At 45.7% G+C, this 24,863-nt stretch carries 20 protein-coding genes; 6 read left to right on the top strand and 14 right to left on the bottom strand.

The features are described from left to right. Positions 1-4 precede the first annotated feature (4 nt). The 3 genes from OXH18_RS05130 to OXH18_RS05120 are packed head-to-tail and all read right to left on the bottom strand — an operon-like array spanning position 5 to position 4,075. Positions 5-448, bottom strand: a complete 444-nt coding sequence (locus OXH18_RS05130) for a response regulator (RefSeq protein ID WP_268611331.1) — start codon at positions 446-448, stop codon at positions 5-7. Next, positions 420-3,284 carry a PAS domain-containing sensor histidine kinase gene (locus OXH18_RS05125; RefSeq protein WP_268611330.1) on the bottom strand — a complete coding sequence of 955 codons (2,865 nt, stop codon included), beginning with the start codon at positions 3,282-3,284 and terminating at the stop codon, positions 420-422. The genes OXH18_RS05130 and OXH18_RS05125 overlap by 29 nt, the downstream gene beginning before the upstream one ends. Next, positions 3,269-4,075: an alpha/beta fold hydrolase gene (locus OXH18_RS05120; protein WP_268611329.1), complete on the bottom strand. Its 807-nt coding sequence runs from the start codon at positions 4,073-4,075 to the stop codon at positions 3,269-3,271. The genes OXH18_RS05125 and OXH18_RS05120 overlap by 16 nt, the downstream gene beginning before the upstream one ends. A 155-nt stretch (positions 4,076-4,230) precedes the next feature. Between OXH18_RS05120 and OXH18_RS05115 the strand changes: the two genes are divergently transcribed. The 4 genes from OXH18_RS05115 (at position 4,231) to OXH18_RS05100 (ending at position 8,670) form a co-directional block, all read left to right on the top strand. Continuing rightward, the gene (locus OXH18_RS05115) at positions 4,231-6,168 is read left to right on the top strand and encodes an ABC-F family ATP-binding cassette domain-containing protein (RefSeq protein WP_268611328.1); all 1,938 of its coding nucleotides are present in this window, start codon (positions 4,231-4,233) and stop codon (positions 6,166-6,168) included. Between the two features lie 21 nt (positions 6,169-6,189). Beyond that, positions 6,190-7,179 carry an aldo/keto reductase gene (locus OXH18_RS05110; protein WP_268611327.1) on the top strand — a complete coding sequence of 330 codons (990 nt, stop codon included), beginning with the start codon at positions 6,190-6,192 and terminating at the stop codon, positions 7,177-7,179. 175 nt (positions 7,180-7,354) lie between these two features. After that, positions 7,355-7,879 carry a DUF2243 domain-containing protein gene (locus tag OXH18_RS05105; protein ID WP_268611326.1) on the top strand — a complete coding sequence of 175 codons (525 nt, stop codon included), beginning with the start codon at positions 7,355-7,357 and terminating at the stop codon, positions 7,877-7,879. 128 nt (positions 7,880-8,007) lie between these two features. Continuing rightward, positions 8,008-8,670 (top strand): HAD family hydrolase, encoded by a 663-nt coding sequence (locus OXH18_RS05100; RefSeq protein ID WP_268611325.1) that lies wholly within the window; start codon positions 8,008-8,010, stop codon positions 8,668-8,670. A gap of 3 nt (positions 8,671-8,673) precedes the next feature. Here the strand turns inward: OXH18_RS05100 and OXH18_RS05095 are convergent, their stop codons facing one another. The 6 genes from OXH18_RS05095 to OXH18_RS25450 all read right to left on the bottom strand — a co-directional run bounded on the left by OXH18_RS05095 (position 8,674) and on the right by OXH18_RS25450 (position 15,894). Next, positions 8,674-9,882 (bottom strand): ABC transporter permease, encoded by a 1,209-nt coding sequence (locus OXH18_RS05095; RefSeq protein ID WP_268611324.1) that lies wholly within the window; start codon positions 9,880-9,882, stop codon positions 8,674-8,676. Between the two features lie 166 nt (positions 9,883-10,048). Beyond that, positions 10,049-11,389, bottom strand: coding sequence for an efflux RND transporter periplasmic adaptor subunit (locus OXH18_RS05090; RefSeq protein WP_268611323.1), 1,341 nt, complete (start codon positions 11,387-11,389; stop codon positions 10,049-10,051). 112 nt (positions 11,390-11,501) lie between these two features. Beyond that, entirely contained in the window at positions 11,502-13,346 is a 1,845-nt protein-coding gene (locus OXH18_RS05085) for an ABC transporter ATP-binding protein (protein ID WP_268611322.1), read from the bottom strand. A gap of 257 nt (positions 13,347-13,603) precedes the next feature. Beyond that, the gene (locus OXH18_RS05080) at positions 13,604-14,230 is read right to left on the bottom strand and encodes a S26 family signal peptidase (protein ID WP_268611321.1); all 627 of its coding nucleotides are present in this window, start codon (positions 14,228-14,230) and stop codon (positions 13,604-13,606) included. Between the two features lie 509 nt (positions 14,231-14,739). Beyond that, positions 14,740-15,300 carry a peroxiredoxin family protein gene (locus tag OXH18_RS05075; RefSeq protein ID WP_268611320.1) on the bottom strand — a complete coding sequence of 187 codons (561 nt, stop codon included), beginning with the start codon at positions 15,298-15,300 and terminating at the stop codon, positions 14,740-14,742. 63 nt (positions 15,301-15,363) lie between these two features. Next, positions 15,364-15,894 (bottom strand): MauE/DoxX family redox-associated membrane protein, encoded by a 531-nt coding sequence (locus OXH18_RS25450; protein ID WP_390904379.1) that lies wholly within the window; start codon positions 15,892-15,894, stop codon positions 15,364-15,366. A gap of 461 nt (positions 15,895-16,355) precedes the next feature. Between OXH18_RS25450 and OXH18_RS05070 the strand changes: the two genes are divergently transcribed. Further along, positions 16,356-18,785, top strand: a complete 2,430-nt coding sequence (locus OXH18_RS05070; RefSeq protein ID WP_268611319.1) for an AAA family ATPase — start codon at positions 16,356-16,358, stop codon at positions 18,783-18,785. A 23-nt stretch (positions 18,786-18,808) separates the two neighbouring features. Here the strand turns inward: OXH18_RS05070 and OXH18_RS05065 are convergent, their stop codons facing one another. From OXH18_RS05065 to OXH18_RS05050, 4 genes are all read right to left on the bottom strand, one after another. Continuing rightward, positions 18,809-19,252, bottom strand: a complete 444-nt coding sequence (locus tag OXH18_RS05065; RefSeq protein WP_268611318.1) for a hypothetical protein — start codon at positions 19,250-19,252, stop codon at positions 18,809-18,811. A gap of 632 nt (positions 19,253-19,884) precedes the next feature. Continuing rightward, positions 19,885-20,367 (bottom strand): MarR family winged helix-turn-helix transcriptional regulator, encoded by a 483-nt coding sequence (locus OXH18_RS05060; protein ID WP_268611317.1) that lies wholly within the window; start codon positions 20,365-20,367, stop codon positions 19,885-19,887. 25 nt (positions 20,368-20,392) lie between these two features. Next, entirely contained in the window at positions 20,393-21,259 is an 867-nt protein-coding gene (locus OXH18_RS05055; protein ID WP_268611316.1) for an ABC transporter permease, read from the bottom strand. Beyond that, complete coding sequence (locus OXH18_RS05050) at positions 21,216-22,067, bottom strand: ABC transporter ATP-binding protein (protein WP_268611315.1); 852 nt, start codon at positions 22,065-22,067, stop codon at positions 21,216-21,218. Before OXH18_RS05050 ends, OXH18_RS05055 begins: the two co-directional genes overlap by 44 nt. A 249-nt stretch (positions 22,068-22,316) precedes the next feature. Here OXH18_RS05050 and OXH18_RS05045 point away from each other — a divergent pair, with 249 nt between their 5' ends. After that, complete coding sequence (locus OXH18_RS05045; RefSeq protein ID WP_268611314.1) at positions 22,317-22,553, top strand: hypothetical protein; 237 nt, start codon at positions 22,317-22,319, stop codon at positions 22,551-22,553. 60 nt (positions 22,554-22,613) lie between these two features. On the opposite strand, the gene OXH18_RS05040 is transcribed toward OXH18_RS05045, so the two are convergent. Further along, positions 22,614-24,833: an AAA-like domain-containing protein gene (locus tag OXH18_RS05040; RefSeq protein ID WP_268611313.1), complete on the bottom strand. Its 2,220-nt coding sequence runs from the start codon at positions 24,831-24,833 to the stop codon at positions 22,614-22,616. Positions 24,834-24,863 lie beyond the last annotated feature (30 nt).

Below are 24,863 nucleotides of genomic sequence, written 5' to 3'. Positions count from 1 at the left end.
TTTCTTACTCCGGCGGCAATTTTACAATGGTTAACCAAAATTGTTCAATTGACTTTACAACCTGAATAAATTGATCCAGATCGATCGGTTTAGAAATATAGCAGTTGGCGTGAAGATCGTAAGCTTTGATAATGTCATCTTCTGCCGCAGAGGTTGTCAAAATAACAACAGGAATTCGCCTCAATTTCTCATCGGTCTTTATTTCTGCTAAAACGGCTTGCCCATCTTTTTTAGGCAAGTTAAGATCAAGTAAAATTAGATCAGGCGAAGGGGCCTTTTCGTAAGGAGTTTCTTTGTGAAGAAACGCCAAAGCTTGCACACCATCTTCCACTACATTGAGGTTGTTGTAAATTTTGCCATCGCGCAAAACTTCCTGCGTCAGACGAATATCCCCAGGACTATCTTCAACTAACAAAATTTCAATGGGACGGCTCGTATTCCCGCTCATGATAGGAATCTCCTAATATGGGAAGCGTAAAGTAAAACGTTGCACCCTGCCCCAATTCCGATTGAACCCAGATGCGTCCACCGTGACGTTCTACAATCTTTTTACAAACGGCTAATCCAATTCCTGTGCCTGTGTAATCTGTGCGGCGATGAAGCCGTTGAAAAATCACAAATATTTGCTCAGCATACTGCGGCTCAATGCCAATCCCGTTATCTTGCACAGAGAATAACCACTCCTGCGCTTGGAGTTCTGCTTGAATTTTAATGACAGGAGGAACCTCGTTATGAAACTTAATTGCGTTGCTAATCAAGTTTTGAAACAGTTGAGTTAATTGAACTGCATCTCCTTGTACAGTTGGTAAAGTGCTATAGGTAATGATGGCTTTGCTTTCTTCGATCGCAATTTGAAGATTCGCCATTGCCCGTCTTACTACCATTGTGCAATCTGTGCGCTCAAATGATTTGCCATGGGTGCCAACCCGAGAATAGGTCAGCAGGTCGTTAATCAGGACCTTCATTCGCGTTGCGCCATCCACCGCAAAGGCAATAAAGTCATCAGCACTATCATCTAATTTGCCCTTATAGCGCCGCTCCAGCAATTGCAAATAACTTGTCACCATACGTAGCGGTTCTTGTAAATCGTGAGAGGCAATATAGGCGAATTGTTGTAATTCTGTATTAGAACGCGCTAGTTCTTGACGCTGCTGAGTTTCCCTCTCTAGCAGTTGTGCTTGCGTTAGGGCAATGCCAATCTGATTGGCCAATTGTTTCAGCAATTCTGCTTCATAATCAGTCCATTGTCGGGGCTGATAACACTGATGCGCCACCAGAAGCCCCCAAAGTTCTTCTTTCGCAATAATTGGAACCACCAGCTTTGCTTTCACGTGGAACTGTTGCAGATATTCCACCAGACAAGGAGCAATGTCTTGATCATTTTCTACATTTGCCACTGAACCAATTCGTCCCTGAAAGTAAAGCTGTCGCATTTCCGCAGGAAACACCTCTTCTGGAAAAACATGTCCCACTACTGAGGGCAATTCCGGTAAAACCGCTTCGGCAATACTGCTGCCTGTGCCGTCCGGCCACAGACGATACACCAGGACTCGATCGGCACTCAGAATTTTTTGTACTTCTGCCACCGTTGTCTGCAACACTTCTTCAACTTGCAGCGATTGCCGAATTTTTAGCGTGACTTCGGCAAACAGTTGTGCGCGTCGATTTTGGCGTTCTAATTCGTCTTGGGCGCGTATGCGATCGCTGACGTCTGTCATGCCGCCCAACATCCGAATGGGTTTTCCGTCTGCTGCATGAACCACATACCCGCGATCGAACACATAGGCATAGGTTCCATCAGAGCAACAGAATCGGTAATCGGCTGACCATGACTGGCCATTTTGCTCAAGAGCAGTTTGAATTGCTGACATCACTCGATCCCGATCGTCTGGATGAATGTGGTCATGCCACCAAGCAGCAGTTGTTCCTATCTCGTCCTGCGAGTAGCCAAACAACGTAGTCATGCCCTCGTTCCACCAAACCCGATCGGAGAGCATATCCCAATCCCAGACAGCATCATTTGTAGCGCGGACAATTAACTGAAACCGCTCCTCACTCTGACGCAGCGCCACTTCTGCCTGTTTCTGTTCGGTGATATCCGTTAGCACCCAAAGCCGCCCCGGTAGATGACGGGAATGGACAGGTGTGCTAGACAAGCTCAAAACCTGTGGAGGCTGACTGAAATGCCATTGCCAATTGCGAATTTCCACATGAGGCTGTGAAAAGAATTGAGCTGCCTGCTGCGCCAGTTCTTCTGAATGGTTAGATCGTTGGCGTAGCGCTGTCATGGCTTGGGCAATAGCGATCGGCTCAACTAGACCCTGGGGCAATCCTAGTTGGGTAGCGGCCGTTTGATTGAGCCAACCTTGTTCCCCCCCTTCGTCAATAAATACGACTCCCTGCGGAATGGTCTCTAAAATTGCAATGAACCGAGCCTGAAGCTTTTCGAGATGTAGGGTCAGATCTTGAAACCGCAAGAGATTACTTAATCCTTGCTGAAGAGATTCAATATAGTATTTGAGGTTTGATGAAAACTGGGTGGGTCGTTGCCAAAGCAACAGCATTGCGCCTCGAACATTTCCCGGTTGCTTTAGGGGCAAGACGATCGCCGACTTCACCCCTTGAGCCAAAAGCAACGGGGCTGCCTTAGTTGCAGTTGCATAGTTTGGATAGTAGCAGCTACAGTTGCGGGTCATTGCCTCTTCAAACAGGGTTGGTGCGACCAAGCGCGTCGGTAAAACAGTTTCTGGCAAACAGATCAGCGCTTCTGCTGTGACATCATCCAGTTGCCGCAAGACAACAGCCGCATCTGCATTTACGACATCGTGCACGATTCTAAGAGCAGAGGCAAGCGACTGTTCAGGACTCGTAGCCCTTTCGCTTTGGGTTAAAGATGCCAACGTACTTAGCGTCACCCTTTCCCATTCTTGTCGCAGAAGCCATTGCCGTATCCAAGGACTCAACAAAGCAACCACCCCAACTGCACTGATTGCGCGAGAGGCTGGATCAGCCATGCTTGATACCACAAACCGTGGCATGACGAATGAAGTCAGCAGCAACACACCCAGCCAGCCAGCCGCAACAGCGATCGAGTGTCGAGACAGGGTACAACTGGCAAAACAGATTGGAGCCAGCAGCAACAGTGGAGCCACTCCAGCTAACGCGGCAATTCCCAAAAGCGCGATCGTTAAACCTAGCACCGCAGGGGTAAACGTCGGCAACCGCTCGGGCCGATTGATCGATCGAGTAGCTATCCTATCGTGTGAAACTAGGTGACGAAACATTGAGCAAGGGTTCGAGTGACTTCATCAGGAGCACTCAGGTGAGGTAGATGTCCTTTGGCGTTGATATGAATGAGAGTTGAGTACGGAATCCAATTCGCCATATATTCCCCCACACAGGTGGGAACGGCAATGTCATCACTGGATTGCAGAATCACCGTCGGAACCATAAGCTTTGGTAACTCGGCTCGGTGGTCAGATTGAAAAATCACGCGGGCAACCGCTTGGGCAATGTCTGGGCGAATGGCAGAGAGGGTTTTAGCGAATTCTAACGCCAACTCCGGCCGATCGGGGTTGCCCATGGCCAACGGAGCAAAGCCACTTACCCAGGCATGGTAGTTTGAAGACATGGCAGCATAGAGCGCATCGAGATCAGCTTGCTCAAAGCCCCCAACATAACCAGCCGCCGCATCATTCAGGTAGCGAGGAGATGCACCAACAAAAATCAGTTGTTTGAAACGTTTCGGGTCTACAAGCGCCGCTAGCAAGCTAATCATGCCGCTGACGGAATGCCCCACCAAAATGATTTGAGATAGCTCTAATTCCACACACAGTTCTAACAAGTCTTCAGCATAGCTGTGTAACGAACTGTAACGAAGCGGACTGTAGGCTGACAGGTCAGATTGCCCCGCCCCCACATGGTCAAATAGAACGATGCGATAAGTATCCTGAAATGCAGCAACTTGATGTCGCCACGCCGATTGATCAGAACCAAACCCATGGGCAAAGACAATGGTTTGTGATCCTTGCCCCAGCAAATGCACAGAGTTTCGTTTTATGACACTGCTTCGCATGAGTTCGCTCTTAGCAACGCTTTTCCTCAGTCTAGATCTTAGATTTATCTGTTAGATTGACAGATTCAGATTCTGTTGTAAATCTTCCCGATCGCTACCCGCTCAACCAACTTGCAGCAGGCGCTAGACTGATGGGGATAGAACTTGAAAGGCTCATGGCACTGTTGACATTGCGATCGGTTCAGAAAGATTTTGGCATTAAGGAATTGTTGCGGAATGCCAGCTTTAGCCTGGAAGAAGGCGACAAGGTGGGGCTAATTGGCACCAATGGATCTGGAAAGTCTACCTTACTCAAGATGATTGCAGGACTAGAGCCAATCGACCGTGGCGAATTGTGGGTTAATGCCGGCGTCAAAATTGTTTACCTGCCGCAACAGCCCGATTTGGACGCCGATCGCACGGTGCTAGAGCAGGTGTTTGCCGATACGGGTGAGCAGATGGACTTGGTGCGGCAATACGAAGCATTATCGGATAAGTTAGCGCATGGGCAAGGTGATTTAGACGGGCTGATGGCGCAACTGTCCAACCTATCAGAGCGCATGGATGCTGTGGGCGCTTGGGAACTTGAAACCCATGCCAAGGTGATTTTAAGCAAATTGGGCATTGAAAATTTTGAGGCTAAAATTGGCGCACTTTCTGGCGGTTATCGCAAACGCATCGCGTTGGCAACGGCTTTATTATCTGATCCGGATGTGCTGTTGATGGACGAGCCAACTAACCACCTGGATGCTTTATCGGTGGAATGGTTACAGAGCTATTTAAATCGGTATCGGGGTGCGCTGCTGCTGATTACACATGATCGTTATTTTCTCGATCGGGTTACGAATCGAATTTTGGAGATCGATCGGGGGGATCTCTATACCTATGCGGGCAATTATGCCTACTTTCTAGAAAAAAAAGCCGAAGCTGAAGAAGCGGCAGTCAGTAGTCAGCGAAAACATGCAGGAATATTACGACGTGAGTTGGAATGGCTGAAGCGAGGCCCCAAGGCCCGTAGCACTAAACAAAAGGCGCGGATCGATCGCATTCGCGATATGCAGCAGCAAGAATTTAAGCAAACGCAAGGCAAAGTCGAAATTTCTACGGCTGGTCGGCGTATTGGTAAGAAAGTAATTGAGTTAAAAAACATCTATAAAACCTATAGCGAACGCACGCTCATTCAGGATTTCACTTACCTATTCAATCCTGAAGATCGAATTGGCATCATTGGCAGCAATGGATCGGGTAAATCTACGTTGATGAACATCATCACTGGGCGGGTAGAACCCGATGCAGGAACCGTTGAAATTGGTTCGACAATTCATATTGGCTATTTTGATCAACATTCTGATGATCTAGCCCAATTCAGCAATCAACGAGTAATCGATTATCTGAAAAACATAGCAGAATTGGTCAAAACTGCCGATGGCAGCGTCATTACAGCATCACAAATGCTAGAGCGATTTTTGTTTCCGCCTAGTCAACAATATGCCCCGATTCATAAACTATCTGGGGGTGAAAAACGCCGCCTATTTCTGCTACGAGTGTTGATGAGTGCTCCCAATGTACTAATTTTAGATGAACCAACGAACGATCTAGATGTGCAAACTCTTGCCGTTTTAGAAGAGTATTTAGAAGATTTTAATGGCTGTGTCATTGTTGTATCTCACGATCGCTATTTTCTCGATCGCACAGTAGATACCATTTTTGCCTTTGAGGAGGATGGCCATCTTAAGCAATATCCTGGTAATTATTCTGTTTATTTGGATTGTAAAAAAGCCGAAGCAGCAGAAATCGAGAAGATAGAGAAGGAACAAGAAAAGACAAAGAAAGCAAGCCGAAGCACAAGCTCTGCCCAAATGCTTGGTTCTGCTACCGTAAAGTCAAATAAGCCACGAAGATTATCATTTAAAGAAAAGCGAGAATACGAAGCCCTCGAAAATCAAATTTCTGAGATGGAAACAGAGAAATCCGAACTTGAAAATTTGCTTTATAATCACCCTCCTAGTAACTTTACAGAAATGCAGAAATTAACCGAACGCTTGGCAGCATTGACTGACGCGATCGATTCTGCAACTGAACGATGGTTGGAATTATCCGAGTATGCAGAATAACTAAATTAGGGTAAATCAACTATGACAAAAGAATCGCTTTTTCTGCCATTAATGGGCTGTGGAACCTGGGCTTGGGGAAATCGTCTGCTCTGGGGCTATGACGAAAGTATGAACACTCAACTGCAAGCTGTGTTCAATCTTTGTGTGAATCAAGGTGTCACCTTCTTTGATACAGGTGATTCCTATGGCACCGGACGGCTAAATGGACAAAGTGAGAAACTGTTGGGGCAATTTACTCACGATTATCTTCGCTCGGCGAATACTATTAATAGTGAAAAAATTTGTATCGCAACGAAACTGGCGGCTTATCCCTGGCGGTTAACCCGGCAATCGATGATTTCGGCGTGTCAAGCTTCTGCAAAACGGTTGGGTAGGCCGGTAGATTTGGTGCAGATGCACTGGTCTACGGCCAACTATGCCCCCTGGCAAGAAAAAGCATTACTGGATGGATTAGCGGATTTGTATGAACAGGGAACCGTCAAGGGAGTGGGATTATCCAACTATGGGCCTAGACGGTTGAAATGGGTGCATCAACGCTTTGCCGAGCGCCATGTTCCGATCGCCACCCTGCAAGTACAGTACTCCCTGTTATCGACTTATCCAGTTACAGAATTACGGCTAAAAGATCTGTGTGATGAACTGGGTATTAAGCTCATTGCCTACAGTCCTCTCGCGCTAGGGTTGTTGACGGGTAAATATTCAGAAAATGGACCCTTTCCTAGAGGCATTCGTGGTATTTTGTTTCGACAACTTTTACCTGGCATTCAATCGCTGTTAGCTTGCTTGCGCGATGTTGCTGAGGACAGAAACAAAAGTATGTCACAGGTGGCGCTGAACTGGTGCATTTGCAAAGGAACCCTGCCAATTCCTGGAGCAAAAACGATCGAACAAGCCAAAGAAAATTTGGGTGCGTTGGGTTGGCAACTCAGCGACGGAGAAATCGCAGAACTTGATCGAGCCGCGACAAATAGCAACAAAAAAATGGTGCAAAATATCTTTCAAACTCGATAAAGCGGTGCATTGTGATGGCGATTACTGGTTTTCTGCTCAATTCGATTGAGTTTGGCTCTTTTTTGCTTCCTTAGATAGGGGCATGATTGCAATGAGAACGCTAGGCTCAAAATAGCAGCGCGATTGTTGAGAGCGCTATTGAAATGAAATTGAAACAAGATTGAGACAAAGCATAATGAATTCTCCTAATGTTGCATCCCAACCAAACGTTACGCTTGACGAAAATCATAATCGAACGAGCGATCGTCCGCTAATTGTGGCAGGGCTAGTGCTGGGAGTGGGGCAAGGTGGCTTTTTTGATGGGATCATATTTCATCAACTGTTGCAATGGCATCACATGTTTTCTAGCATCAAAACCGATATGACGGTAGCTGGTTTGGAACTAAACACCATTGGCGATGGCTTGTTTCATCTATTTGACTGGCTGATGACGTTATTAGGACTATTTCTGCTATGGCGGGCTGGTCAACAGTCACCTTCTTGGTCTGGGCGGGTGTTATTAGGAGCAATGCTGATTGGGTTTGGCGTTTTTAATTTCGTTGAAGGCATTCTCGATCATCATCTGTTGGGGATTCATCACCTTAAGCCGGGTCCCAATCAACTGCTGTGGGATCTGAGTTTTTTAGCATCGGGTGTAATATTGGTGCTGATTGGGCTGGCTCTGGTGCAATCGAATCGAGCGGCTCAGGTGGGTAAATAATGAGAAATAGTTTGGCAATAACCATTTCAAACAAGTTTGAAACCAATTTTTGAATTAATGTTTGAAGTAATATTTGAATCCATTGCAGTTGGTATTAACCACGTTCGCTAACCCTAGGAGAAATGAGCATGGCTTTGCAAGGTGTTATTTTGGATATTGATGGAACACTCGTTTTAAGCAATGATATTCATGCTCAGGCGTGGGTAGAAGCGTTTGCTGCCTTTAGTTACGATATTGCCTTTGAACAGGTTCGACCGCTAATGGGTATGGGTGGAGATCATGTGATTCCTCTACTTGTTCCTGATTTAAATGATGAAGATGGGGATGGTAAAGCGATCGCCGATCGCCGTAAAGCGTTGATTTTGAACGAACTAGGACAGAAAATTGTGTCTGCCAACGGTTCTCGCGATCTAGTACTGAAATTGCAAGCAGAAGAATTAAAATTAACGATCGCCAGTTCTGCAAAACCTGAAGAATTAGATCTTTTGCTGAAGGCGGCCCAGGTTGATGACTTATTGCATGAAGCGACAACTTCTGCTGATGCCGATGAATCAAAACCCGCTCCAGGTATCATTGAAGCGGCGTTACAGAAAAGCAAGTTTGATCCCAATCAGGTGGTAATGCTGGGAGACACTCCCTACGATATTGAGGCAGCGGGCAAGGCAGGCGTTAGGATGATTGCCATGCGATGTGGTGGTTTTAGCGACGATGAATTAGCTGGGGCGATCGCCATTTACAACGATCCAGCCGACCTGTTGCAGCACTATGATCAATCACCGTTGGCGCAATGAGACTTAGGCACTGCGCAACGCCACAATCGGATCAAGCCGAGCCGCCCGCTGGGCCGGAACGACACCAAAAATCAAACCAATACTGCCGGAAACACCGATAGCAACCACGATCGCCACGATCGACACCGTAGGCGTAAGCGGCGTCACAAGCGACACCAACGCGACCCCTCCAACACCCAGCGCAACACCCGCTAAGCCGCCTGCTACTGATAAAACAATCGACTCAATCAAAAACTGCATCAAGATGACATGCTGGGTCGCTCCAACCGCTTTGCGGACTCCAATTTCCTGAGTTCGCTCGGTCACAGACACCAGCATAATGTTCATAATGCCAATGCCGCCCACCACCAACGAAATGCTGGCGATTGCACCCAACATTAAACTCAAAACGCTTCCCACTTGATTGACCAAGTCTTGAAACGATTTATTAGTTTCGATCGTAAAGTCCTTCTTACCATGACGGCGCGTCAGAAGATTGGTGACTTGAAACTCGGCGGCTTTCACACTTTGCGGATCATTTGCCGAAAGTTCAATGGAATCTAGCGGAATACCATAGGGAGACGATCGTCCATCGACTTGAGCCGCCAGCGTCGTAATTGGCACCAGTGCTGTATTATCTTGGTTGATGCCATTGAGCGATCCCTTCGATTCCAACACACCGATCACACGAAAGCTGATGTTGTTAATTTGTACATCGCGCCCCAAAGGATGCTCATGCCCAAACAACTGACGCGCCGGAATAGAACCAAGGACAATCACCGCTGCATTCTGCTGTTGCTCGGTTTCATCAAAAAATCGTCCACTCGCTACTCGAAAATTGCGCACAAACAAGAAATCAGGCGTTGTGCCCGTGATGTTCGGTTGCGTGCTGCGATCGCGGTAGGTAGCAAGCTGAAATGACGAGATCTGAGGGGCTACTCGGTCTACAGCAGGAGCATAGCTGCGAATTGCATCCGCATCGGCTAGCACCAATCTCCAGGTCTCCTCGGCGCTCCAGCTACCAACCTCACCGCCTCCTGGAAAGATACTGAGTAGATTAACGCCATAGGATTCAATTTGCTTCAAGGTATAGTTTTGTGCTCCTTGGACAATACCTACCATAAGGATAATTGAACCATTTCCAATCAGAATTCCTAGCATCGTTAAACCGCTGCGCAGTTTGTTATTCACTAAAGTTTTTAGGGCAATTCTGGCGTTCTCTAGTATGTTCATCGTTTTGGTAATCGTTTGTTTTAAGTAATAAAAAACGGCGATGCTGCTTGGAAGTATAAATCTCGTAGGTACGTTTCGCGAAACACCCTTACAGTCGGGATAAAGGTTATCAGGTCATACATGAATTCAGCAACGCCTAAAAAACTTAGCTCATTATTCAGAGTGCTTAAAAAGCCGGACTAATTTCTGAAGGTTCTGATTGATCAGTCGGTGAGCTTAACAGAATGCGTTCTCCTTCAGCCACACCTTCAATAATTTGAATTTGATCTTCGGCAGTGACACCTACCTTCACCGATCGCAGTTGGCTTTGATTCGACTCATCTAATACATATACACCCGTCTCGCCATTAGGTTGTGTTACCACTGCCGCTAAGGGAACCACTAATACATTCCTAATCTGTTGTCCTAAAATGTCCAGCTTTACATTCATTCCCAGTTTCAAGCGATCGTGTCCATTAATTAGTTCAACTTTAGTTCTAAAAAAGGTAATATTATTTTCCTTGATAGCTCGCGGTGCAATCAAGCGCAGGCGTCCCTGAAATACCTCGTCGGGAAAAGCATCGGTGCGAACTTCCACTAGTTGTCCCACTTGTAGTCGCCCAATACTAGCTTCTGGCACTTTCACTTCTACTTCTAGCCCAGATGATAGTTCTGCGATCGAAGCCGAAGTCGCGCTTTCGTCAGATGACGCTGATGTTGTGGGGGTAACAAAATCTCCTTCCTGAACAAACAGTCGCGTAATGATGCCCGAAAATGGTGCTCGAATTTCTGTATTGGCTAGTTGGGTTTGATAGGATTGCAACTGTGCTTGCGCTTCGGCCACCCGGGCTGCGGCTTGAGCAATTTCCTCACTGCGAGTTCCTGCCCGTAGGCGATCGAGGTTCTGCTGCTGTTCTCGTAATCTGGACTGAGCCGCTTCCAGGGCTGCCAAGGCTTCTCGTTCTTCGGCCACATACTCACTTAATTGACTTTGCGAGATCGCTCCTTGCTCGGCCAAGCGTTGGTTGCGCTGTAATTCTTCCTGAGTGCGAACTGCTTTGGCTTGGGCCTGAGCAATTTCTGCCTCGGCGGTGGCCACCCTTGCTTCGGCTTCGGCAATGTCTTGAGGACGATTCCCCGCTTGTTTAAGGGCTAGCTCTGCTTGGGCTTGAGCTAGTGCGCTTTCATATTGCCGCACTTGTGCCTGCACTTCCTGGCTATCCATGCGGGCAACGACTTGTCCCTGCACCACTGAATCGCCTTCTTCAACATACAACTCAATAATTTGTCCTTCGCGATCGGGACTCAGCTTACTGGTTCGCACGGCTTGCACCACACCGTTAACCGGATAGCGCACTGTCAAATCGGACGTTGTGACTTCAACAGTATCTAACTGCACAGTGGATTGCGAGGCTGACTGACGCACGACCACAGCTAAGTAGACCAAAAAGCCTAGCAAACCGGAAAGCAAAACTCCAGTGACCCAGCGCGTTGGCAGCTTCACGTTTTTCAGAGTTAAATGTTGCATAAACTATCCCAATAGGCTAGCAAACTTGACGCAAAATTCAGGCTCAATGACTGCAAATTTAATGATGCAATTGGAGATGCAGGTATCTCGGTGATTATCAGATGCTCTAGATCTATACTGATGCTGGTGAATGAGGCTGCGGTGAATCCATGTAGCTCTCAGCTTGCAGACGATAGAGTTTAGCATAGGTGCCATTCGATCGCATCAACGCTTCATGAGAGCCATATTCTACAATCCGGCCAGCTTCCAGTACGGCAATGGCATCGGCCATCCGCACCGTGCTGAAGCGGTGAGAGATTAACAAACTGGTGCGATCGGCCATCAGTTGTTTGAAATGGCTATAGGTTTCGTATTCTGCTTGGGCATCTAGGGCCGCTGTGGGTTCATCTAAAATCAGCAAATCGGCTTCACGGGCAAACATCCGAGCCGTGGCGATGCGCTGCCATTGTCCCCCCGACAAATCAATCCCTGCTGCTTTTTCTCCCGTCATTTCCTCGGCAAACATGCGAGTAATTTCTGTTTCATAATCATGCGGTAAGCGCAAAATCTCTTCATGAATATTGGCTTGTTTTGCCGCTTTTTGTATCCACGGCATATCCTGAATGCGGCTTAGATCTCCGAGTCCAATATTCTCTCGCACGGTCAAATCATAGTGCATGAAGTCTTGAAAAATCGTGCTGATATGGCGACGAAATTCATCTGGTTCGAATTCGCGAATATCAATGCCATCCCACAAAATTTGTCCGATCGTGGGGTCATACAATCGCGTTAATAACTTCACTAGCGTTGATTTGCCGGCACCATTCAGCCCGACTAGCGCCAAACAATGATGAGCCGGGATTTGCAAATTTACATCGCGTAAAATCCAGGGATGATGATCGCTATAGCGAAACGACACATTCCGTAATTCAATACCGGATGAAAGCGAAGGAACAGGATAGGGTGTAGCTGGAACCGGGAGATCGGGTGATAAATTTAACAGTTTCTCAAAGAAAGAGTAAAATAAAACTCCTTCACTCAAGCCTGCGATCGCTCCAATCAAACGACCGGATGCCATTTGCACTGAGGTGACAGCGTTAACGTATAGCATGATGTCGCCCAAGGACACCCGCTCTGCGAAAGCAGCAGAGACTACAATTACAAAGGCAATGCTGGCAACGATACTAGATATTATATTTAATCCCAATTCCCAACGAAGTTCCCGTTGTTGTTGCTGGCGTTCTGCATGGTGAGTACGTTGATATAGCTGTAGTAGCTTGTCTAGAAAGTACGTTCCCAATCCAAACAATCGCACCTCTTTGACTGCATAAACATCGGACAGTAAAAAACTGTAGTAATGCTTGCGGCGCTCCGTGGGGCTAAGTTCATATGCCAAACCGAATCGTTGTCGTCCGATCTGAAGTTGGGTAATCAGTTGCGGCAGAGCCGCCAACAGGACTAGATTGGCTAAGAAGAGGTTAAAGGAAATTAAGACACTGACAAAACTCAAGAGCGTCACCAGGGATTGAATTAAGTCTGTGAGAACCTGCAACGTTTGTCCAGAACTTTGCTCTGCTCCTTCTTCAGCTAACCGAATTGTGTCGTAAACTTCTGGATTTTCGAAGTGAGCGATACCACGGAACTGATTAATTTTCTGATAAACAGAGGATTGAATGGATATTGTGAGCCGTCGCCCCAGTTCTGCGTTTAGATATCGACTGACATTTGGTAACATTGCCGCCGTCACAATCAATACGGTTTGGGCAATCAGCAGTCCCATCAATTGCTCATTAATAATATCCTTCTGCCCAGCAAATTGCTCTGCTAACCAGTCAAGCAAGACTTTGAGAACCCAGGCATTAGCCAGCGGAATTAAACCCTGTAAGATTGTTAGAATGACTGCTACTACACAACCAAGTGGATGCGATCGCCAAACGAATTTAACCAATTGCGTAACGGATTGTAGAAAGTGCCACATATCAATATCACTCTATTTGTGTAATCCGAAAAAGAATAAAAATTTGAGTAATTTGAGTAGTCCGGACGCTTTTGTGCCAAGCTGCCCTCATCCCCTAACCCCTTCTCCCCAAAAGGATGAAGGGGAACCGGATTGAAAGCTCTCTCTCACGTTAGGAGAGGGATTGAGGAAGAGGACCGAAATTTGTGACGCGGCAAGGGTTTTCAACATTTACACAAAAACGGTCCAAAGGATTGTGATTTAAACGAGTTAATCCATTAAAGCAATGGTTGAGTCAAGCTGTTTGATGATGCATGTGGTAACTTCAGAATCACAATGCCAGTGATGGCAGAGATTGGAATTGGACCAACCAATAATGAATCTGCGCAAACTAAACTGTCTCCCCGAACAAAACAGTGATTGTCTGGCACCTGCCAAACAACATTGCCTTCAGCATTACCTTGCTCTTTCAGCATGGCTTGCATAAATGCATGTAAGCTAGAGAGAGAAATCGTGATTGTATCGCCTGATAAGCCAGCAATGCGTTTGATGAATTTAGAGGACTCTGGTTCCATCTCTACTTTTACATCGACTTGACCAAGCAGTTCCGCTTCAGACGGAATGAGATCTAACTCCCCCGGTTCTGACGTATTGATATATTCTGAGAATGCGTGATTGATGGCAGGTGACACGTTCAGCATTTCTAATTCCCCAACTACGATTTGCCCGTGTTGCAACCAAAGGTGAGGCAAAAGATTAAAGGTCAGTAGTCGATCGCCATCTTCTAAGGCGGGGGACATGCTGTCGCCACAGACTGTTGTGATAGTGAAGCAAAAGCGTAGGAACGCAGTTGCTCCTACGCCAATCAGCAAACTAACAATAACTACAATTCCAATGAGTTGCATTGATTTACGGTGGAACGAGTTCACTCGTAAGTTGTTTTAAGACAGATCGCTAGCGGTAGGCTGCCACTAGCGACCCACCTGCCATAGGCATATAGAACTAGCCCAGGTGCTAACCGTCTCGGTCTCACCCTAGCAGTAGTAGAGTCCTAAATAGCGGCAGCGTCTACCCCACCAGGTATAACAGCACCTCCAACGGCGCTGAATATATGCATAATAGTAGTAGCTGTAGAAGCACCTACCGTAGGAAATGTAGCAGGACGCAGCCGCCGTATCCTTGCGAACCAAATGACTCAAAAGTGCATCAGCAAGGTTAACCAGGGGGTTGGAGGCTTGAGTCAGATCAAGTACCTTGCTAAATAGCTTGTTTGTTAGCTTGTTCATGGGGCTTATCCTTCATTGGTGAATGATACCTAGCGTGACGAAATTACTACATACAGTAGCCTATTCCGTATCAAATTAATCTCTCAAATCAGGTTATACTTTGATTGCACCTCTCTTCATGGACGGAATCACACAGTTGTCCAAGCTTGTGTTATCTGCTTCTCCCACTTGGGCCCAAGTAATCCAGCCGATTCAATGTAGCTGTCTGGATTCAGTAAGCAGTATGAAGGAACCGCTTCGGCACGGTAATTTCTGGCAAACGGATTACTTTCAATAGGGGCCACTAAAACTGGCAGTGATACTCCGTGCTTCTGAACTAGCCCTGCGATCGTACCTTTGTCGTCGTCGGTGTTGACAAGCACCACCTCTACTCCTGCTTGCTTCGCTTTATCAGCAAAGGCATTTAAGGCAGGAAACTTATCGATACAGGCGTCACAGTGAGTTGAAACAAAGATAAAAGATACCACTTTCCCCATGTAATCTGCTAATGTTAGGGTTTCTCCTGTCAATGTCTCTGCTTCAAAATCCGGGGCACGGCTTCCTGTTTCCAATCCAGATTCCATACCGCTAAACTCTGCTATTGAATCAGAAAGCTGATTAAATTGGCGTAGCAGAGCAATGGTTAGCAGCAGATTGAGTAGGATAGCACTCCACTGCAAGATTGAATTTGCAATAGAAAAAGACATCATTACAATTTTTCTCCGTACAAGTCGAAGTAAATTTCTAAGTCAAATCGATTCCTAACGTGATATCTAGCTCCGCACCTTGGCAGGATCATACAGGTAGTAAAGCTCACTTAAGTTTGACAATACTAGTGTGAAAATAAGAGCTATGAAGCTAGCGGATACTGAATCTACAAATGAGAGTTTTACCTGCATGTGGGGTTGAAGCGCCAACCAACCACCGACACTGGAACACACTAGAAAGATAGCGTTTCGTACTAAATCGATCGAAGAGATGGGATGTTGACTCGTTCCAAAACAATTGCATTGAATCTTAAGGTTACGCCACAAACTTGAGATCAAAGCCAATGTAAATAGAATTAACAAAACCGTTGCTAGTCCAAATGCGATCAATGAATGGCTGAATAGAAAACCAATAACTAGTAACTCTAATCCTACAATAGAGATACCAGTAATCTTTACAATCGAACTTGGTAGAATCTCAAAGCGATGAATTGTAAGAACAAAGCGGGAAAAATTTTTCACCTTAAAGAAACAAGATGCTGTAAATACAGAAAAAACTAAAGTTCTGCAAAAGATAAACAAATATGAGTAGTACATATATTCCTGTCGCACAAATTCAATTTGCACAAGCCTAAATCTCAGTGGAATGTAGCACTCTAACTACCCGTTCATCTGTACAGAATGCTCACGCGATCTTTGGACTAGTCCAAACTACTTACCTCGGCTAACGAAGCATCCCATTACTCAAACGTGGTAAGAGAATCGATCGTTTCTGTCACTGAACCTGCTGTTACCGCTCTGCCACTGAGGAATCTATCTGTCCTATCCTTGCAGAGTACTGGATAAATAGTTCATTTTGTGCAGAAAATATCAATCATATTTAGGCATGTAATTCAAAATCTTCAATTGAATGGAGAAGACTTGATAAAAAATGAAGAAAATGATTTTGTTCAAAAAAATCATAAGTTTCAATTGAAATATTGAGAAAAAGTTGTATTTATCAAATTTTTCAAATAATTCAAGCTATTCTAAGCAAAAACAGGGTTTTAAAAGTCATTATGAGCATCTCCGAAATTCTAGAACTAATAGAGATTGCTGATGAATGTTTGTCCGTAGCAACTGGTAAAACTTTAACCATTCATCAGAAAGAAATCCTTAAACAAGTTATTGATGGTAGAAAATTAAAAGAGGTTAGATTGGAGGGCTATTCGGATTTAACAGTGCAACGACTGTTCTGCCCAGAACTTTGGAAATTGTTATCAGAAGCAACCGGGCAAAAGGTTAGTATCAGAACTGTTCCCTTGGTGTTGAAGAACTTAAAGAATTTAATGCAGCCACCGATCGATCGGACGAAGCAACGCAATCGAGTATCCGATTCGATCGGTGCATTAGAGCCTTATGAAAATTCACTATCGCCAAATTCAGTTGCATTATCTACCTCCTCGACCTCTACCCGGCATAATTTGCCAGCCCACACTTGTAGTACATTTGTTGGACGAGAACAGGAAATCGCTCAACTCTTAGAGTTACTTTCACCTCAACATAGAGCGCGTCTAATAAGCGTAGATGGTATTGGTGGAGTTGGGAAAACCTCTTTAGTCGTAGAAGTTGCATACCGATGTCTATGTGCGGCTCATAGTGCTGATGATTGGTTTCAGAAAGCTCCAACATTTGATGTCATCGTTTTCACATCAGCCAAACAGCATTTCCTAACCTCCTTCAGCCTGCTGCAACGAATTAGCCGTCCTCAGCGGACATTGAAGGACATCATTCAACAGATTGCTCGTGTCTTGGGTGACATTAATACGACGGGTAAAAGCATTGAAGATCAAATCGAACTTGTAAAAGATGCACTAGCCCGTTTTCAGACGCTGTTGATCATCGACAATCTGGAAACGATCGAAAACCCACAAGATGTTTTGTCATTCTTATACTGCGACTTGCCTCCGACAGTCAAAGCTATTATTACCACGCGCAAGCAAGGAATTTTTTTGCCGCTACATCTATCTGTTCTCACTAAAACTGATGCCTTGCAACTCATCTATCATGAAACGCAGGAAAAGAAAATTACTCTTACTGAAACTAATCTATATAAACTATATGAACGAACAGGTGGAATTCCGATTGCCATTCACTATGCGGTTGGACAAATAGCAGGTGGATATTCAGCAGACTATGTTTTAGAGCAGTTGACACAAGCAAATGGAGATTTAGCTCGCTTTTGTTTTGAACATTCAGTTGCGCTCATTCAAGGACAACTCGCTCATCAATTATTGATGTCGCTTTCATTATTTACACAACCAATTTCACGAGAGATGTGGATTGAACTTTCGCTGCCAGAAGATTTTTCAAATGTTTCTTCGATCGAAAATTCATCAGGAAACGTTGTAGAGCGAGCTTTGGTTCAACTTCAGGAATTATCTTTGATTGTACTTGATAGCAATCTTTACAGCTTATTGCCTCTAACTCGTGAATATGCAATCGCAGAACTAAAAAACTATCCAGTATTCGAGCAGAACATTCGAGAGCGCTGGCTCAATTGGTGTTTGAAATTAGCTCAAACGCACAAAAGAGAACATGGGTGGGATTGGAAAACTCAAGATGATGTTTTAGAAGCAGAATGGGGTAACATTCAGCCAATAATTGAATGGTGTATGCATGAAGGACGATACAACGAACTCTACACACTCTGGAAATCATTTGAAGCACATATTTATCTTCGAGGCGATCGTAAAGACCGATCGAAATGTTGGAATGAGCACTTTGAATGGATGGATTGGCTGATTCAAACGGCTCAACAGCGTGATCTGGCTGTTGCTGCCGAGGTGATGTCCAGTCGAGGTTGGCTGCTGACAGCCTTGGGACAACCCGAATATTTTCAGGAAGCCGATCGTCTTTATGTCGAAGCTTGGTCTCTACGCCATCATCAAAGCTTAGAATTTCAATTAAATCTAGCGGTTAACATCATGGCACTGCGGGTTCATCAAGCGCAGTTTGAAACCGTTCAGCCGTGGTTTGAACAAGCGATGCAACTACTGGAACGGCATCCTTTAAGTGAGACAGAACGGTTGTTGCAGCTAAGCCGAATTCATTACTACCAAGGACGGGTACAGTTTCATGCAGGGGCGTATGAATCAGCCGAGTTTCACTTTAAAACTGCCTTAGATTGTGCCCAAGCTATAAACTGGCAGCGGGTAATCTGGCGCAGTCGTAATTGGCTAGCAGATATTGCCATTCAGCAAGGGAAATGGACTGTAGCGACTCACCTGTTGATGCAAGGGCTACAGATTGCTGAATCTGAGCGTGGCACTTATCAAACAGCCTTCTATCAGCGATCGCTGGCGAATTTAGCCATGGCTCAAGGCGATCGAGCGGCGGCTCAACACTGGGCAATAGAAGCCATTAATTGTTTCAGACGGTTAGATATGCCTTCAGAAGCCAGAGAACTGAATAGCTTGCTTCAAACTCTGCAAATTGGGACGGGGTAAGTAACGATCCTATGTGCTGGTGCCTACGTTGGTTCTGGGCGTAGTACGCAGTATGCGGGGTGTAGCCAAAGTGTTGGCTCTTGATGAAACTGCTGCGCTATCCGACGTTGAGTGCGATGGAATGTATATAGCCAAGCCAGTTGATCAATGTTGCCTCGTGTTCCAAACCCCTGTTCGTGCTCTAAAGCTCGATTGAATAATACCTCACAATCGGCCATGTATTGATCCTTAGTTGAAATATGCGCATGGATTACTTGATCGGTCTCTCGATCGGGGACGATTGCTTCATGGGGATAGCAGTACAGTAGAAACAGCAATTGCTTGTACTGATTAATTCCTTGTTTTATTTGTAGCGGTGTCCATTGGTGTTTCGACCAAAGAACATCAACAACAGGTGCAAAATTTATTTGTTCTAGCGTGTTTTGAAATCCTTGATGGCTCGCAATCGTATTCAAATCGGTTCGCACTGTCATGTCCTCCGATGAAAAACGAAGATGATAGGTTGAACATGTATCCCTGATTGACTGACAACTCTTTTCTTTACCCCCTCATCCCCCAACCCCTTCTCCCAACCTTGGGCGACGGGGAGTTGAAACAGTTGAGAGTTTTCAACGTCCCTCTCCTACTCTGGGAGAGAGATTTAAAGTGAGGGGAATCGAGTGTTGTCAGCTAATCAGCATATACTCTTGTTGACACAATAAAATTTATTAAAAACAGATTCATTCCTCCTTTCAGCCAACTTGTTGGTTCGAGTGAGAAAATTCGCTTTCATGGGATTACCACGATAGATTCACAAAACTGCAATCTCAAAGAAAAAAGCAACGCCCCCTTGCCTGTTTGAACGGTTGCTTGCCTTTACAACGATTGGCTGATTGGTCTTATGCACACCCAGGCTGGATATAAAAGCTGACTATAAAAACTAAATATAAAAAAGACACCAGCCGTTGGTAGGTTCAACTCAGCGGTGGCTTTGAAATGGAGTATGACAAGTGCTTGGGATGGATAACCGTTGCAGAGGTAATTAGGACAAGTTTAGTTTCATAACTCCTGTTCTGGCAGGCATTCCATTCTATCCTTCATCCAATTTATAAAGCTCTGCCTACGCGCTGCTTTCAGGATCGTTTAACCTCAGTTCAAAAATTTGTTGCAGCGATCGTAAGCTTTGATCAATTTGCAGCAGTTGATCCTCAGACAATCGATCGAGAAGAGCCGCAATCTGACGACGAGTTTGACTGCGCGCCTGCTGGAGGTGTTGCAGTCCAACTTCAGTTAGGCTTAATACTACTTTGCGACGCTCTTGGGGATGGGAAAGGCGCTGTACATAATTCTGTTGCACCAGCCTTTCAACCGTAGCGGAGGCGGTTGCCGCCGTTACACCCAAATGGTCGGCCAAATCAGACAACGAAGCTCCCGAATGCCGATCGAGAAATGCCAGCGTGCGAAATTGGGGAACTGAAAGCGTTGTTGCCCCAATTGCCCGCATGTCGGCTCGAATCACCTGCATCAGCAACGGCACAGTTTCCATCAGCGTAGTTGCACAGGTTTCCGATAGGGTGGTTGAGACCGATCGCTGTATGCCCATCTGTATGCTCTTTGCTCCACTTAGGTTAGCGCGCAACACGGGGATAGAGCCGACTACAGATCAGCGTTAGCACAGTAGCGATTGTTAACAGAATGAACACATCTACCCCCACACCATAGGTACTGGAACCTTCTGCTAACATTGTGGCTCGTAAGGCATCTACCTGATAGGTGAGCGGATTAATTTGCGAGACTACCTGTAACCACCCAGGCATCAGCGAGATAGGGTAAATGGCATTACTGGCAAAAAAGAGCGGCATGGTTAGTAGTTGTCCCACTCCGGTAAATCGTTCTCGCGTTTGTACTAAACAAGCAATAATCAGTGAGAAAGTACAAAAGCAGGCAGAACCTAGTAACACCACAAGAACGGTTGACAGAACGGCAATCGGATTGAGATTGAGATTAACGCCTAGCAGTAGCGACAGCCCATAGATGACGATAATTTGAAAAAGGCTGCGAATCCCCGTTGCGGCTGATTTACCTAGGACTAAGGTCACTCGTGGAATTGGACTAGCCAAAAATTTGTGAACAATCCCTAAATCCCGTTCCCAAATAATTGACATGCCGCCCGTAAAAATAGCGACAAACAAGACGCTTTGGGCCAAAATACCAGCCGCCATGAAGTCAAGATAGGGCAGTCCATCAGTAGGAATGGCTCGGACCCGAGTAAACACCTGCCCAAAAATCAGTAGCCACAACACTGGCTGCACCGATCGCAGTACCAAATCACTTGGATCATGACGCAGCTTGCGAATCTCTAACTCTGCTGCCACTGCCGTTTTTTGCACCAGTTCAATGCTGTTCATTCCAATCGATCGCCAACTGCTTGATTGCCAACCCGGCCGATCGCTAGCCCAACCGTTGGGTCGTGCGTCTAAGTTTTGAGGTTTCATGATAGTTCGTTCCTGACATTAATGGATCACCTGTATATTGAATAAAAACATCGTCGAGCGTTGCGTCAGGTTTGCCCAGTGAAGCTTTTAGATCGCTAGGCGTTCCTGTAACAATTGCCTGTCCTTGATGCATGATTAAAACGCGATCGCAGAGATAATTGGCTTCTTCTAGAAAATGAGTCGTCAGAACCACAGTCGTGCCGTAATTAGATTGAAGCTGCGTCACCAACTCCCAAACTTGGCTACGGGCTAATGGATCGAGTCCAACAGTCGGTTCATCTAAGAACAAGACGCGGGGACGATGTAAGATGGCTTGGGCTATTTCCAGCTTGCGGATCATGCCGCCCGAATACTGCCGCACCAACCGATGGGCCGCTGCTTGCAACCCCATTAGTTCCAGCACATCTGCAATTCGGTGTTTTCGCTGTTCCCGAGGAATATCATACAGTTTGGCAAAAATCAGCAGATTTTCGTAACCAGTTAAGCTACCATCGGCCGAAAGCGCTTGCGGCACATAGCCTATCACCCGCCGCACCAACGCCGATTGTCGCACCAAATTTAGACCAGAGATAGAGATCTGTCCACTGCTAGGAGGAAGCAGCGTTGTCAGTATCTTGATTACCGTAGTTTTTCCTGCCCCATTGGGTCCCAACAAGCCGAAAATTTCGCCAGTCTGCACCGTTAAATTGAGATCATCAACCGCCGTAAACTTACCAAAATGGCGGGTTAACGATCGCATTTCTACCGCCGCACTGCCGACCATACCAAGCGCCTCTAGGGGCTGAGATCTTCGAGTGAGTCTTGCCACAAACGTATTTTTAACATCAACATTTAGATAGTCTAACAATTAGAACGGCATAGTGTTGGGATATTCCCCTTGGTGTGGTTAACTAATTGAGGATAGATAGTCATCGAAGTAATGATTGGACTGGCGGTACTTCGGTTGAGCAATCTTTTTTTAGCTAAAAGGTTGATTCATCCGGTTGCTAGAGAGTGGTTAGCATCGAGTGACTGTCTAAAGAGGTTGTGGGGTTGTTTTAACAGGAACGGGACAGGTATGCGGTGTGCAATTATTAGTCGAGCAGGGCAAGTTTTGGCCAATGGATCGCTGCTGCTGAAGCAAGATGATAACGGTGAATGGCGATTACACCTGAAGACTGATGGGGGAAAGTTAATTCAAGGTGGTGTCATTGGGCCTGACGGCGATTTGACCGCGGCTAGCCAAATCTTATTTCGTCAATTTTTTGAAATTTGGGGAATGAGCGATCTCACGCTAACGGTCACTGTGCGGTAATTCAAATTCGGTCAGCCATTGAATAATTCTTTCGGTATGAGTTTGACGGAGAAACGGTCACTATAACAACTCATGGCGCGTCTTCAGTTTTGCTAACTCTCGATCGCACCATTCTAAACTAAACACCGTTTCATAAATCCGATTTGCTACCAGCAGTTGACCATCGCGCTTGCTCACCAGTCCAGACAACAACAATTCAGTTTGTTCAAAGCCATTATCAGTAGGAATTGCTTCCTGGCACAAAACACGCTGATAGAGATGCAGCAGTCGCACTACTAAATCAGGGCTAAACCGATCGTTATTGAGTATTCGATCGCGAATGGTCTTCAAATGTTCTGGTTCATCGTGCACTTCCCAATTATCAATGATCTGCGAGCGAACCAATTGCTCAATCCACTCAGGCTCTTTGCTGGCTGGAATTCGATGATTGACATGGCGCACCAGTTTACAGAGCTTTTGTGTTAGAAAAGGTTGACCGTTCGTCCAAGCTAAAATTTCTTTCAATACAGCTTGAGGATTATGGACATAATCGGTGAGTCCGCGCAGTAGCGGTTGAGCTTCGTGTAGTTGAAACCCATTGAGTTCAATCGCCTGTCCGATATTAAATGGAGTCCGATTCTTGTCCTGAATGAGATGGGACGGAGTTGCCACGCCCAACAACACAAAGGTTAATCGTTTATAGCGCGGTTGATCGGCGCGACGATTAAAACAAGTTCGCAGCAGAATAAAGAAATCATCCGTGGCAAAATCTAGACTGAGTACACTATCAATTTCGTCAATAAAAATCACAATGTTATTTGGAATGATTTCTAGCAAAACAGTGTTGATAAATTCACCCAATCGCTGCACGGGCGTCAAAAAGGCATGTTCTCGCCACCAAGTCCGAATATTGACGTGATTGAGCAATCCAAGACTGCTTGATAGTCCATACGCTAGCCCCGCATACCACTGCTCTAACGTTGTTTGGCGATTGCCAATTTCTGAAATATCGATCGCTGCACACACCATTCCTTCAGCTTGCAGCCGTTTCATAATTTGAACTCGCAGGCTTGATTTTCCCATCTGACGAGCGTTGAGAACATAGCAGAATTCACCTAGCTTCAACGCATGATAAAGATGCCGATCGGACTGCCGCATCACATAGGTTGGTGCATCCATCGGTAAACTGCCACCCACTTGATAATCATAGCTAGAAGGCAGTCGATCGCTTCTTAGAAGTGCGTTTTCAATTTCCAGTTCAGCCTGAGTTGCCTTCAGAATTTCCAGTGTTTGGAGCAATTCGCGAGTTCGTTCTTGTACTTTTTCTTCTAGCGTTCGATTGGCAATCGCCAATTCATCTTTTGCTTGTTGCAACGCTTGATTTTTACGTTCCAGTTCTTGCGTGAATCGTACTCGTTCCAATTCTGCTTGTCGTCGCTGCGTAATGTCTTGGAATGCCACGATCGCATAGGCGATATTGCCCTTTTGATCGTAAATTGGGGTTGCCCACGCTTCTACGGGAATCACGCGATGAGCTTGTCGAATTTCAACATCATCTGTGGTATGTCGATCGCCCTGCAAGGCTCGCACTACCGATAGTTCTTCAACTGGATATAGTTGATCTGTGCCTGCACGGTACAGTTGATACACTTGCGAAATGGAATCAATTGGGGCATTGGGATCGCTCGTTCGCCCCAATAATTCTTCAGCTAAATGGTTGCTGTAAACAGGCTTGCCGTGAATATCGAGTACCGCAATGGCTACAGGTAATGCTTCCAAAAACTGCGTTAATTGCCCTTCACTTTCCCGTAATGCTTCTTCTGTTTGCTGACGAATATCAATTTCTTGCCGCAAGTGAACCAGTAGTTCAGTTTGTGCTTGTCGAGCTAAACGTTCTTGTTCAAGCGCGTCCTTGATTTGCTGCACATATTCTAATGTTTTGCTCGTTGTAATTTCTAAATCTTGAAAATCGATCGGTTTTGTTAGAAAATCAAACGCGCCACGATTCATAGCTGCGCGAATATTTTCCATATCACCATAGGCCGAAACAATCACTGCCTTAATTAAGGGATGAGCCGCTTTCAGTTCAGTTAATAGCGTCAGTCCATCCATTTCAGGCATATTAATATCTGTCAACACCACATCGATATCCGGTTCTTCCTGCACTTTTTGTAGGGCTTCAAGTCCATTGCGGGCAAACACGAAATTCAGTTCTTGTTGACGGATTTGCTTCCTAAATTTTTGTCGAATGAGAATCTCCAAATCTGATTCATCATCCACAACTAAAATTTTAGAGGGCATGAAAGAAAAGGGCGAAAGAATAAAGGATAA

The organism is Thermocoleostomius sinensis A174, from assembly GCF_026802175.1.
In the GTDB taxonomy this organism is placed as follows: domain Bacteria; phylum Cyanobacteriota; class Cyanobacteriia; order Elainellales; family Elainellaceae; genus Thermocoleostomius; species Thermocoleostomius sinensis.
The sequence above is the reverse complement of the archived record's forward strand: the minus strand, read 5'-3'. Positions and strand labels throughout refer to the sequence as shown.